Raw genomic sequence first — 13,582 nt, 5'->3', positions numbered from 1 at the left:
AATTAGTCTATTTAAAAGCCCACTTTGTGGGCTTTTTTATGCCTGTAATTTATTTTTTAATTTATCAAAAATAGCGATTAACTGGCGTTGTTCATCATCTGACAGGCAGCTTAATAATGCTTGCTCCCATTGCAATGCTTGTGGCGTTATTTTTTCATATAAAGCCATGCCCTTATCACTTAACATCAAAAATGCAGCGCGCTTATCATGCTTATTTAACTCGCTATAGATAAGCCCTTCATCTATCAGCGCTTTTACCGCTCTTGATACCGTCGACTTATCCATATCTGCTTGAGTACATAACTGCTTTGCTGTGCTTTGGCCTGATTGAGCTAAATTAGCCATTATTCGCCACTGAGGAATAGTTAAATCAAACTCTTTTTTATAAATGCTCGAAAAATCATTACTTACCTGTGTTGCTAAGTGCGTTAATTGATAGGGCAAAAATGTCGTTAAATCTATTTTCATATTGAATCACTTATTTATTTACACACGACTTTTATCTGTTCACTTTTATTTACAACGGTCATAATCAGTGTATTTGATATTAGTCTCACTTGAGAGTATCTTAGCGTAAATAACAAAAATATAACACTCCCCCATTTCTACAGGAGTCAGTAATGGCGACACAATTAAACTACATGACCGGCTTTGGCAATGAATTTGAAACCGAAGCGCTGCCTGGTGCATTACCGATTGGTCAATTTAGTCCGCAAAAAGTAAAATACGATTTATACGCAGAGCAATTTAGTACCACTGCATTTACCGCTCCGCGCGCCGATAACCGCCGCACGTGGATGTACCGTATTCGTCCATCAGTTGTACAAGGCGATTACACAGCCATAGACAATGGCTTAATTAGAACAGCACCTATTACTGAAGTGCCAACGCCGCCCACCATGCTTCGTTGGGATCCCATTGATATACCAGCAGAACCTACTGATTTTATTGATGGGCTGATCACTATGGCTGCAAATGGCAGCGCCAATGGGCAAGCCGGTATTGGCATTCATGTTTATGTCGCCAACAAATCAATGGACAAACGCTTTTTTTATAACGCCGATGGCGAAATGTTATTTGTACCACAACACGGCGAGTTATTACTTAAAACTGAGTGTGGGCATTTAAGTATTAAAGCCGGTGAAATTGCGGTCATTCCGCGCGGCATTAAGTTTCAGGTTCAATTATTAACTGACACAGCCCGTGGGTACATTTGTGAAAACTACGGCCATGCTTATGTTCTTGCTGAGCGCGGCCCTGTTGGCGCAAATGGTTATGCTAATGACCGTGACTTTCAATATCCAGTAGCGGCTTTTGAAGACATTGAAGGCGAATTTGAACTGATTGCTAAATTTAATGGCAATATGTTTCGTTGTGATATTGGTCATTCTCCTCTTGATGTTGTTGCTTGGACAGGTAACAGTGCGCCTTACAAATACGATTTGGCTCGCTTTAATGTCATGAATACCGTTAGCTTTGATCACCCCGATCCATCAATTTTCACGGTACTAACCTCGCCATCAGGCACTGAAGGCGTTGCAAATATCGATTTTGCTATTTTCCCACCGCGTTGGATGGTGGCTGAAAACACCTTCCGCCCGCCTTACTATCACCGTAATATTATGAGTGAGTTTATGGGTTTAATTGAAGGCGTTTATGATGCAAAAGAGCATGGTTTTGTACCTGGAGGGATGAGCTTACATAACTGTATGTCGCCGCATGGTCCTGAGGCGGATGTATTTGAAAAAGCGTCAAACGCGGACTTAGAACCACAACGCTACGATAATACGCTGGCGTTTATGTTTGAGTCACGTTATGTGATATCGCCGACTAAATACGCATTAGAAGGTAAAGAGCGCCAAGCTAATTACACTGACTGCTGGCGCACAATTAAAAAACACTTTAACGGCAATCAAGGGTAATTAGATTATGAAGCTTTATACTTATTTTCGCTCATCTGCAGCGTATCGTGTGCGCATCGCATTAAACCTAAAAAATATTGATCACCAGTTGGTGCCGGTAAACTTACTAAAATCAGAGCAACAAAGCACAGATTACTTACAGAAAAACCCCCAAGGACTTTTACCTGCTTTAGAAACAGAAGACGGCGTATTAGGTCAATCTCTAGCAATTTTAGAGTACCTTGAAGAGCAATACCCTGAAACACCATTACTGCCTGGTAATGCATGGCAAAAAGCACATATTCGCAATTTAAGTTATGCAATTGCGTGTGATATTCACCCGATTGATAATTTACGTGTGCTTAAGTATTTAAGTAGTGAACTCAATGTTGATGATGAAGCAAAAAATAAATGGTACCGCCACTGGGTTGAAGTGGGTTTTGAAAAAATAGAACGCATGCTCGATAGTAAAAATACATTTTGCGCAAGCGAGTCGCCAAGCTTAGCTGATGTATGTTTAGTACCGCAGGTATTTAATGCCATTCGTTTTAAAGTAGATATGGCTGCCTACCCTAAAATAGCAGCCATATATCAGCGTTGTAATGAGTTGGCAGCCTTTATTGATGCAGCCCCTGAAAATCAACCTGATGCAAACTAATAGAGTAAATTAACTTTTAAGTGCACTGTGTATTACCGTCACATGCTCAATTAAATCTAAGCCCAGTTCGGTTAAATAACCGCCATCTGGGCTATCTATAACCCCTTTATCGAACAAACGTTGTGCTGCGCTTAGTAAGGCGGGTTCAGCATCAGAATGAAGTTTAATTCCCTGCATTTTGCTTTCGCGTGGGAATTTGGCAAGTAGTGTAAATTCGTCAATCATCGTTTGATTAAATAGCATATGTGTTCACCTTTTTATTGTTCTGTGTTTTACTGAAGTTGTCTTACTTACCCTAGCATGTTTTTTTGCTAAGTGTAGTTATTTTAAACACCTTGAGGTTATTCATGCGTTATTATTTTACTTTTATAATTGCTGTTTTATGCTTGTGTTTTTCAGCTTTAAGCTACGCTAACACAATAAAAACGCTTCCTGTTGTTGATGCTACCCAGCTTATAAACACAAACACTGAGTGCTGGTATGATAATAAACGCTATAGCGAAGGTGCCATAGTGCAGGTTCATTCTGTTACGCTTATTTGTGCTGCAAAATACACCCAACATAACAACAGTCAGTTGATGTGGCTAAAGCTTGATAAGCAAGGTAACCTTATTTATCCTAAGAAGCCCTCTACTATTACCGTAAATTAATCAAGATTAACAATCTGGAATCTGCCAGCCATCTCCAAACTATTAAGATGCGGCGGTATACGTTACAATACATGGAGTTTAAAAAAGCAGTGTGACTATGAATAATCAACCAAAAAACCCGCTTCATGGGGTAACTTTAGAGCAAATCCTTGTTGAACTAGAACAACGTTTAGGCTTTAAAGCAATGGGCGAGCAAGTAAATATCAAATGTTTTACCGATTCGCCAAGTATAAAATCAAGCTTAAAATTTTTACGTAAAACGCCTTGGGCAAGGGATAAAGTAGAAGCGCTTTATATTCATACCATTAATAACAAGCCGTTACGTAAACCTAGAAATAAACCTAAGCAATCTGAATCTTCACAACCTGATACATCGGGTTTTGTATGGCCTTCTATTAAAAAATAAAAGGCTCAAAAAAATAGCAATGGCGTAACAACTTACGCCTTTTTAATCAGTTATTTGCTCTTGGCATATTACATTTAACGATGCTGGGTGGATACTTACCACTACTTTATCTGCAGATTTAACCTCGCCATCAATCACGTAATTTAGCGTTTCATCTGCGCTTATTTCTACACGTTTTGCATTGGTATAATGCGAGTTAATAGCAAGATGCGTTTGCGTAATACTGCTAAACATCAGCTCAGCAATACTTAATACCGTGGTTTCATTATCTTTGTTTGGCGTTAGCCAATTTACATCCAATAACCCATCGCGGTGGTCGGGTTGCCCGCCCCCTTGCGCTAATAACGTAGTGAATGGGGCAGCATTTGCCACAATAAAACTATTTGTATTAATAGTCTCAGGCTCATTATCATCTAATTTAACTATCAGCTGTTGCGCTTTATTTTCGCCAAATGAGTGTAAAAAACCATTTAAATAAGCAAGTTGACCTGATTTATTTTTAGACTCTCGATCCGCTTTTTCAATCATTGCATGCTCAAAGCCAATACCAATTAATAATAGCATCAGCTCATCATTACAATACGCGGTATCAATAAGGTTAGCTTGACCATCAATGATTAAATCACATGCTTGCTCAACAGGAATAAATTTAGATTTTATCCCCATTAATACATGAGCGAGCGCATTTGCTGTGCCCAGTGGTATTATTCCTAATCGACAAGACGTACCCACCAACACACTGGCAACCTCAGTTACAGTTCCATCGCCACCACAAGCAATAATAATATCGGGGTGGTTTTCTATAGCCTGTTTAGCCAATGTAATGCCATTTTGTTCTGGCGTAGTTTTTAAAATGGTTAAATCGTAATACGCAGATAAACGCGCAATAATTAAATGCTCTTTTTCAGACCACAACTTAGTACCTGATACCGGGTTAGCAATTAAGTACGCTTTGTTTTTTATCAGTAGCTCACCCTTACGGTGGCGCTTAACTAAATGGCGTAATTGGCGTTTATTAAGATTGGCTGTTTCACGTGTTTCTTTGATTTGAGCAAGAATGTCATGTACATCAGCTTCTTTATTTTGACTCAATAAATACGCTGCCATAACAAACACCGAACGTCCGCGACCTAATGCACAATGCACCACAACACGACGGTCTTTCTTTATATGGTGGTGGATCCAGTTAATTGCCTGGTTTAATTGCGAGTGAGTAGGCACACTATGATCAAGAACAGGAATGTTTAAATAACTAATATTTTCTTGGGTAGATGTCCACTCAAGTCCATCAAATTCACAAGTCACATCTAAAATAGCGGTAATGCCATTTTCTTTTAATGTATCTATATCAGAGGGAAACAAACGACATGCTAAAAATAAGTTATCGTTTATTTGTTGAATTGGGGGTACCTTATCGTGTTTGCGTGACCATGCATTATAAATTTGTGCACCTAACAAAAAAGGAACAAATGCCCAACGAATGTAAAAAGGGATAACGCCATTTTCTCGCTTTCTGAATATTTTCCCCGCATTAAAAAAATAAGCACCGCTGACCAATATCAGCGACAGCGCCGTCCAAAAAAATGCAACCGCGAAGTAAACAGAATTAACCTTTAATCCCAGTACTATAAATACTAATGCTGTTACAAGATAACTGACTGCAGCCCACATGTGCTCTCCTTTAAGTTGGCAGCGCCATATTAGCGCCTTTAATATAGTTCTAACTAGCAAATAATACGCCAAAAAAGCAATTTATCTTGTTTGTTGTCGTTTCGCCACCGGCGTTGATATCACATCAATTGGCTATAACCCACTGTTAATCAATGCTTTTATAATATAAAAAGGAATGACTTCACGCTAAAACATCGTACTCAGTTTTTATTGATTACGCTTAAATAAAAGCAGCTTAATTTATATAACTCTTTCATATTTACAACAATATCAGTCAAATATTCATAGTTATTTAATGCTTCAACTTATTATTTATCAAATGGCATAAGTAATGTTTTCATCGCTGGGCGCAGTGCAATCAATACAGTTTCCTCGGTCAATTCAGGAAATAACATTTTTCGTAATAGCAGTCCGGCCATCACTGAGAAAATCACATTAATGCGGCTTTCGAGTTCTTGCTCTGAATGTGATTTTATTAAACTACTTTCACTGACTAATAAATCACGCATTCTGTTACGTGCTTGCGTATCAGCCTCGCGTAGTAATAAAGCGACTTTTTTGTTTCTACTGGCCTCTGCCATCATGTCTAAGTCAACTACGCAGGCCCCCGTGTCCATATGACGCTGCACACCATGGTGTAAGCCATCAAGTAACACTGTTAAAATATCGCCAGGTTGATCTTCAAACTCTTGAAATATGGAAAACATTTCTTCCATATCTTGTTTAATAATACTTTCAATTATGGCTTCTTTACTTTCAAAGTAATTATAAATATGGCCGGCACTCATCCCGGCTGTTTTAGCTATTTCTGCCATACCTGCGCCATGGTAGCCTTTGCGACGAAAACAATCAGCAGCGGCGGTTAATACCTGCTCGCGACGCGCTTGTGCTTGCACCGGATCTAGGTGTTTTTTATTTTTAGGTTTCATTTGAAACTCCAGTATCGAGTCTCTCAACTCGAAATATTTAGCGCTTACTGCTTTGATCACAAAAAATAAACGCTAAACGGGCATTACTTTAATCACGCATAAAACCTTTTATTGTTAACAGGCTTTATGCGTACTAATTTACTTAACGGTTGAAGTAGTGGTCTGCCAGCCACCGCCAACCGCTTTGTATAAATTGATTTGGCTTGCAAGCACAGCTTGTTGGCCCGTGATCAATTGCTGCCTTGCGCTATACCAAGTTCGCTGAGCGTCAAGCACTTGTAAAAAGCTATCAACCCCTTTGTCGTAGCGCGCCTGCGATAATTCAAAGGTTGTCTTTCGGCTTTGTAATAACTCCTCAAGAGCCATTAACTGTGCGTTATAGCCTTCTCTATCCGCAAGTACATCAGCAACTTCACGAAATGCTTGCTGTATTTTTTGCTGGTACGTTGCTACAGCAACTTGTTGCTCTGCGTTAGCGACATCTAAATTTGCTTGATTTCGACCCATATTAAAAATAGGTAAATTTACCGATGGCATGAAGCTCCATGTGCCTGAGCCTGCATCAAATAAATTACTTAAATCACGTGATGCAGTTCCTGCATTGGCAGTTAAACTAATGCTCGGGTAAAACGCTGCACGGGCAATACCAATATTAGCGTTAGCGGCTAACAGCTGATGCTCTGCTGCTTTTATATCTGGTCGCTGCGTTAGTAAATCAGAAGGTAAACCCACAGGCACACTAGGCAAGTCTAATAAATAATTTAATGACTTACTTGGCAGTAAATCCTCACCTACCGTTTTACCTACTAATAAATCAAGCGCGTTTTTATCGCGTTTCACTAAACGTTGGTATTTAGCAATATCAACTTTCGCTGTGGCTACCGTACTTTTAAGCTGTTCCAGCGTAATTTTAGAAGCGGCACCTAAATCAACACTTTTTTGGGTTAATGATAAGGATGCTTGCTGCGATGATAACGTCTCTTGTGCCAACGCTAACAACTGTTGATCGGTCGCGTAATTTAACCAAGCATTAGCAAGCTCTGCAATTAACGACACTTGCATGGTGTATTGGCTCAGCTGAGTTGAATAAAGCGTTTGTAATGCTTGCTCTGACTGATTGCGTACTTTACCCCATAAATCTAACTCGTAAGCCGTCATGCCTACCGTTGCACTGTATTGAGAACTTATTTGTGGTTGACCACTTGCTGATAAATCGCTGGGTAAACGCTGACGACTTCCTGATGCATTAAAATCCAGTGATGGATATAACGCAGAATCTTCGATCTGATATAAACCACGCACTCGTTGCACATTAAGTGCTGCTATTTGCAGGTCTTTATTATGTTCAAGACTTTGTGATATCAGTGTTTTAAGTTTTTCATCATTAAAAAACTGCTGCCATTTTAACGAGGACACCTGCTCATCCCCTGTCTCTGATGCATACGCATCAGGGACAGGTAAATTTAGCGCTTCTTGTTGAGGAGCTAACTGACATCCAGATAAAATTGCTAAAGTAAAAGCACTAAAACTGATTGCTCTTAAACTCATTATACTTCCTCCTCGGAGGTGGTTTTAGCTTTTCCTGAAAACAGTCTACGTACTAAAACAAAAAACAACGGTACAAAAATAACAACCAATGACGAGGCGGCAAGTGTTCCACCAATAATTGAAATACCTAATGCATTTTGTGCACCTGAACCAGCACTTGAGGCAATAGCTAATGGAAGCACACCACACACAAAGGCCATTGAGGTCATTAAAATAGGACGTAAGCGAAGGCGTACAGCGGCAATCGCCGAGTCCACTAAGCTTAAGCCTTCTTCCATTTTATGAATCGCAAACTCAACGATTAAAATGGCATTTTTAGAGGCTAAACCTATGGTGGTTAATAAACCCACTTGTAAGTAAATATCGTTTGATAAGTTACCCATAAAGGCGGCTACAATCGCACCAAAAATACCCAGTGGCACAATCATCATTACTGCAAATGGTACTGACCAACTTTCATAAAGCGCTGCTAAACATAAGAATACAAATAACAGTGATAATCCATATAACAACGGCGCTTGACCGCCACTTGATCGCTCTTGATATGAAATACCAGTCCATTCAGAAGCAATACCTTGTGGTAACTGCTTAACTAAACGCTCCATTTCATCCATGGCTTGACCTGTACTGTAGCCTGGCGCTGCACTGCCTTGGATTTCCATTGCTGAAAAGCCGTTATACCTTTCCAAGCGAGGCGAACCATAAGACCAATAAGAACTAGCAAATGCTGAAAATGGCACCATATCGCCGTTTTTATTACGCACATACCATTTGTTTAAGTCCTCAGGCACCATTCTCGCATCGGCTTGACCTTGCAGGTATACTTTTTTCACGCGACCACGGTCGATAAAGTCATTTACATAACTACTACCCCATGCTGTCGAAAGCGTACTATTAATATCACCTTGCGACACACCAAGCGCTTCTGCTTTTGCAAGATCAATATCCAGCTGTAACTCAGGCATATCTTCTTGCCCATTAGGGCGAACACCTGCCAATATTGGACTTTGACTCGCCATACCCAATAACTGATTGCGCGCTTTTAATAGCTCATCATGACCTAAACCGACACGGTCTTGTAAAAACATATTAAAGCCATTTGCGGTTCCAAGTTCAACAATCGCCGGAGGTGGAAATGCAAATACAAATGCCTCTTTAATCGTTGAAAAATACCCCATGCCTTTTCCTGCAACGGCGCCCACTGATAGGTCGTCACGTTGGCGCTCATCCCAGTGCTTTAAGCTAACAAAGCCAATTGCTGAGTTTTGTCCAGAGCCTGCAAAACTAAAACCTGTTACCGTAAAAATTGAACTAACGGCTTCAGATTGATCTTCTAAATAGTGGTTTTCAACTTTTTTAACCACTTCAAGCGTTTGCTCTGTAGTAGAGCCTGCAGGAAGCATTACTTGGTTAAACAAAATACCTTGGTCTTCATCAGGTAAAAATGCCGTTGGTAAGTTTGAAAAAATAGCCACCATGCCGCCTACAATTAATGCATAGCTAAGCAAGTAGCGCTTAGAATGCTTGATCATGCGGCCAACAAAACCTTGCGCACCTTTATTGGTTTTATCAAAACCACGGTTAAAGCCTGAGAAAAAACGACCAATAAAGCTACCATCGGTGTGAACATGGCTAGGCTTTAATAACGTAGCACACAGTGCGGGAGTTAAAATAAGCGCAACCAGTACCGACAGCCCCATCGCCGACACTAAGGTAATAGAGAACTGACGATATATAACCCCAGTAGAGCCACTAAAGAATGCCATTGGAATAAATACAGCCGACAGCACCATAGCAATACCTACCAGTGCCCCTTTAATTTCATCCATCGATTTTCGCGTTGCTTCAACCGCAGAGAGCTTTTCTTCGGTCATTAAACGCTCAACGTTTTCGACAACAACGATCGCATCATCTACGAGTAAACCAATGGCCAGTACCATCGCAAACATCGTGAGGGTATTAATGGAATACCCAAAGGTAAATAGAATACCAAACGTACCTAGCAATACGACAGGCACCGCAATGGTTGGAATAATAGTTGCTCTGAAGTTTTGTAAAAATAAGTACATTACAACAAATACCAAAACAACCGCTTCGATTAGGGTATGTACTACTTTTTCGATTGATAATGCAACAAAAGGAGTAGTGTCATAAGGCACAACCGCCTCTAAACCTTCTGGAAAAAATGGTTTAAGTTCTTCAAGTGCATCTTTTACACCTTGTGCTGTATCTAAGGCGTTTGCGCCACTGGCTAATTTAACCCCTAAACCCGATGCCGGTTTACCATTAAAGCGCGCTACAACACCGTAGTTTTCACCACCGAGTTCCACATCAGCAACATCTTGTAAACGCACTACCGAGCCATCGCTGTTGGTTTTAACTAAAATATCTTTAAACTGCTCAGGTGTTTGTAATCGGCTTTGAGCCGTCACCGTTGCATTAAGCTGTTGACCAGCCAATGACGGCATACCACCAAGCTGACCTGCCGACACTTGCGCATTTTGTGCTTTTATTGCCGCAGAGATATCGTTTGGCGTTAGTTTATAACTTTGTAACTTAGCCGGATCGAGCCAAATACGCATTGCATATTGAGAGCCAAACAATTGTACTTCGCCCACCCCATCAACACGCGCTACAATATCTTGCACGTTTGATGACACATAATCACCAATGTCAATATTGGTCATACTGCCATCTTGCGATACAAAACCAACAACGAGTAAAAAACTAGACGATGACTTAGCAACTACCACACCCTGTCGTTGCACTTCTTCAGGTAATAATGGCGTAGCTGTTGCTAGTTTATTTTGCACTTGCACTTGTGCAATATCAGGGTTAGTTTCTGCATCAAAGGTAAGAGTTAATGTTGCTGAACCACTTGATTCAGAGGTCGATGACATATACAACAAGCCATCTAAACCTTTCATTTTTTGCTCAATAACCTGAGTCACCGAGTCCTCTAAAGTACGCGCAGAAGCACCAGGGTAGTTAGCTGTGATCGTAATAGCAGGCGGTGCAATAGACGGATACTGAGCAACGGGTAAACTTTTAACCGCAATAATGCCTGCAAGCATCACCACAATAGCCAGTACCCATGCAAAAATAGGCCTGTCGATAAAAAATCGTGACATGAAATTCTCCGTTATTGGCTGTTATTTGCTGATGACTGTACTTGTGAAGCAGCAACCGGTGCACCAGGGCGAATTTTCTGTAGCCCTTCTACAATCAATTGATCGCCATCAGCTAAACCGTCGGTAACCAACCAGTTAGCGCCCAAAGTACGCTCTACCTTTAATACACGGCTTTCAACGGTATTGTTTTTGCTAACAACCATAGCCGTAGGTTCGCCTTTAGTATTGCGGCTAACGCCGCGTTGAGGAGCGAGAATTGCATTAGATTTCACCCCTTCAACAACCTCAGCACGTACATACATACCAGGTAGCAATAGTTTTTCAGGGTTTGGAAACTTCGCGCGTAACGTTACCGAACCCGTACTTGGGTCAACCGTCACTTCAGAGAACTGTAATGTTCCCTTATGAGGATACGCAGAGCCATCTTCCATAATAAGTTCAACATCTGTTTGCGTGGTTGAATCAACCCCTAAAGAACCCGATGCCAATGCTCTTTTTAGCTTGGTTAGTTCATTGCTTGATTGGGTTAAATCTACATAAATTGGATCAAGCTGAGTAACGGTTGCCAATGCTGTGGTTTGAGCTGCGCTGACTAGTGCCCCGACAGTGACACTTGATTTACTAATTTGGCCGCTAATTGGCGAAGAAACATGGCTATAATCAAGATTAATTTGCGCGCTTTGTAACTGTGCTTTCGCCGTTAATAGTTCTGCAGATGCTTGCTTGTATGCTGCATCGGCTTCATCAAAGTCTTGCTGGCTTACCGCTTTAATTGCTAATAATTCTTTATAACGCGACGCTTTAGATTTACTGCTTGCAATACTAGCCTCTGCGCGCGCAACGGCCGCTTTGCTGGCTGCGAGTTCTGCTTCAAAAATGTCAGGATTAATTTGATAAAGCGCTTGGCCTTGCTCAACCTGTGTGCCTTCTTCAAATAACCGAGATTGAACAATACCACTGACTTGAGGACGAATTTCAGCAATTTGAAACGCACTAACACGCCCTGGTAATTCTTTTTTAAGTGTAATAGCTTGGCTTGTTAAGGTGACCACACCAACAGGTGTCGCTGCAGGAGCAGAAGCCTTAGGTTGTTCAGCTACCTGATCACAACCACTTAAAGCAACAGAACCAACGAGGGCCGAAAATACAAAAAAAGCGATGCGGGAACGCTGCATGTCAAATACCTTTTAGTTTAGAATGAACGATCATTCTAAACTATAGTACAGCAATTAAAAATAGCTACTGATCAACATTTACACATTTTTACAATTGAATAGATAAGTAACACAAACAATAGCTGAGTTATTTAAGTAACACCCATAAAAAAGCAGCCAATGAACTTTCATTGGCTGCTCTTAAGCTATGTTGGCTGTTATTATTCGCTGTCAGTATTAACTCTAGAGACTAGTAACTGCTCAATACGAATTCCTTCCACGTCCACAACTTCAAATTTAAAACCTGCAAATAAAACAAACTCTGCGCGTTTAGGAATATGTTTCATGGTATAGATTAAATATCCGGCCACGGTTTCATAATGATTTTGATCAGGAAATTCATCAATTTCAAGTACCTTCGCCAGCTCAACAATCGGTGTTAAGCCATCCACTAACCAAGAACTCGCGTCGCGCTCAATAATTAACTCTTCACTTTGATGAGTAATTAAATCGCCCATAAAACCTTTCATTAAATCTTTAACCGTAACAATCCCAACCACCAAAGCATACTCATTAACTACCACCGCAAAAGGATGCACAGCGGTTTTAAACGCATTTAACGCTTCAGATAAACTCAATGTTTCGGGCAAGTAAAAAATATCTTTATCAAGCATGTCATCGTTAATATTTGCCGCCTCACCTTTGAGTACTTGGCGTAAAATATCTTTAGACTCAACAGAGCCAATTAACTTATCAAGATTGCCTTTGCACACTAAAAAGTGATTGTGCGGGTGATCTATAATTTTATTTGCTATATCGTCGCTAGATTCATCAATATCAAAATAAACAATTTGCTCACGCGGTGACATAACGCTTGATAAGAAACGCGCTTCTAAATCAAATACATTTCCTATTAAATCATACTCTTGTTGCTGTAAACTGCCATATTCAGCACCAGCATCCATCATCGCAACAATATCTTCAGTGGTCACAATATCTTCACGTTCACTGGGCACTTTAAACACCCGTAAAACAATATTGGTTAAGCCATTAAAAAATAATACCAGTGGCGTGAGCGCAAAAGTAACCCAGCGCATAATTGTCACCACCCTCACGGCAACGGCCTCAGGTAAAATCATCGCTAAACGCTTTGGTAGTAAATCGGCAAATAAAATAAATAACGAGGTAATAATTAAAAACGATAATACAAAGCTAATTTGCCCAAGTAATGGACCTTGATAAAACAGCTGTAGTATTTCTTGCATGTAAGGAGACAATGCTTGCTCGCCAACAATCCCGCCTAATATCGCAATCGCATTGAGCGTAATTTGGATCATGGCGAAAAAAGCCCCAGGCTGCTCTTGCAGCTTTAAAACCGCCAAAGCGTGCACATTGCCCTCGTCGGCCATTACTCTTAACTTAATTTTGCGTGAAGCGGCAATCGAAATTTCTGACATCGCAAATAACGCACTCATCAAGATTAATAACGCAATCCCGATTAAATCACCCATTTATAACTCCAAAATAATCGCTT

General features: G+C 40.5%; 12 protein-coding genes. 4 read left to right on the top strand and 8 right to left on the bottom strand.

The genetic code is table 11. The features are described from left to right. Positions 1-36 precede the first annotated feature (36 nt). A complete protein-coding gene (locus tag ND6B_RS02670) occupies positions 37-468 on the bottom strand; it encodes a MarR family winged helix-turn-helix transcriptional regulator (RefSeq protein ID WP_033104150.1) in 432 nt (143 codons plus the stop codon). A 152-nt stretch (positions 469-620) separates the two neighbouring features. Here ND6B_RS02670 and hmgA point away from each other — a divergent pair, with 152 nt between their 5' ends. Both hmgA and maiA read left to right on the top strand, forming a co-directional pair. Beyond that, positions 621-1,922 (top strand): homogentisate 1,2-dioxygenase, encoded by a 1,302-nt coding sequence (gene hmgA / locus ND6B_RS02675; RefSeq protein WP_033104149.1) that lies wholly within the window; start codon positions 621-623, stop codon positions 1,920-1,922. A 7-nt stretch (positions 1,923-1,929) separates the two neighbouring features. Next, on the top strand, positions 1,930-2,559 hold the full coding sequence (gene maiA, locus ND6B_RS02680; RefSeq protein ID WP_033104148.1) for a maleylacetoacetate isomerase: 630 nt from the start codon (positions 1,930-1,932) through the stop codon (positions 2,557-2,559). A gap of 9 nt (positions 2,560-2,568) precedes the next feature. Here maiA and ND6B_RS02685 read toward each other — a convergent pair whose 3' ends face one another. Beyond that, positions 2,569-2,802 (bottom strand): TIGR02647 family protein, encoded by a 234-nt coding sequence (locus tag ND6B_RS02685; protein ID WP_008112333.1) that lies wholly within the window; start codon positions 2,800-2,802, stop codon positions 2,569-2,571. A gap of 104 nt (positions 2,803-2,906) precedes the next feature. On the opposite strand from ND6B_RS02685, the gene ND6B_RS02690 reads away from it, so the two are divergent. Continuing rightward, positions 2,907-3,209 carry a DUF1496 domain-containing protein gene (locus tag ND6B_RS02690; protein ID WP_033104147.1) on the top strand — a complete coding sequence of 101 codons (303 nt, stop codon included), beginning with the start codon at positions 2,907-2,909 and terminating at the stop codon, positions 3,207-3,209. Between the two features lie 97 nt (positions 3,210-3,306). Continuing rightward, positions 3,307-3,615 carry a VF530 family DNA-binding protein gene (locus tag ND6B_RS02695; RefSeq protein WP_008464342.1) on the top strand — a complete coding sequence of 103 codons (309 nt, stop codon included), beginning with the start codon at positions 3,307-3,309 and terminating at the stop codon, positions 3,613-3,615. Between the two features lie 42 nt (positions 3,616-3,657). Here ND6B_RS02695 and ND6B_RS02700 read toward each other — a convergent pair whose 3' ends face one another. From ND6B_RS02700 to ND6B_RS02725, 6 genes are all read right to left on the bottom strand, one after another. Next, a complete protein-coding gene (locus ND6B_RS02700) occupies positions 3,658-5,286 on the bottom strand; it encodes a diacylglycerol kinase family protein (protein WP_033104146.1) in 1,629 nt (542 codons plus the stop codon). A gap of 308 nt (positions 5,287-5,594) precedes the next feature. After that, entirely contained in the window at positions 5,595-6,215 is a 621-nt protein-coding gene (locus ND6B_RS02705) for a TetR/AcrR family transcriptional regulator (protein WP_033104145.1), read from the bottom strand. A gap of 138 nt (positions 6,216-6,353) precedes the next feature. Then, a complete protein-coding gene (locus ND6B_RS02710) occupies positions 6,354-7,763 on the bottom strand; it encodes an efflux transporter outer membrane subunit (RefSeq protein ID WP_016899150.1) in 1,410 nt (469 codons plus the stop codon). After that, positions 7,763-10,894, bottom strand: coding sequence for an efflux RND transporter permease subunit (locus ND6B_RS02715; protein ID WP_013463139.1), 3,132 nt, complete (start codon positions 10,892-10,894; stop codon positions 7,763-7,765). Before ND6B_RS02715 ends, ND6B_RS02710 begins: the two co-directional genes overlap by 1 nt. Positions 10,895-10,905: 11 nt before the next feature. Further along, complete coding sequence (locus ND6B_RS02720) at positions 10,906-12,069, bottom strand: efflux RND transporter periplasmic adaptor subunit (protein ID WP_033104144.1); 1,164 nt, start codon at positions 12,067-12,069, stop codon at positions 10,906-10,908. Between the two features lie 200 nt (positions 12,070-12,269). Beyond that, on the bottom strand, positions 12,270-13,559 hold the full coding sequence (locus tag ND6B_RS02725; RefSeq protein WP_024600941.1) for a hemolysin family protein: 1,290 nt from the start codon (positions 13,557-13,559) through the stop codon (positions 12,270-12,272). Positions 13,560-13,582: the final 23 nt, after the last annotated feature.

The sequence above is a fragment of the Pseudoalteromonas sp. ND6B genome, from assembly GCF_000764215.1.
In the GTDB taxonomy this organism is placed as follows: Bacteria; Pseudomonadota; Gammaproteobacteria; order Enterobacterales; family Alteromonadaceae; genus Pseudoalteromonas; species Pseudoalteromonas tetraodonis.
This window is presented reverse-complemented; position numbering and strand designations above follow the sequence as displayed.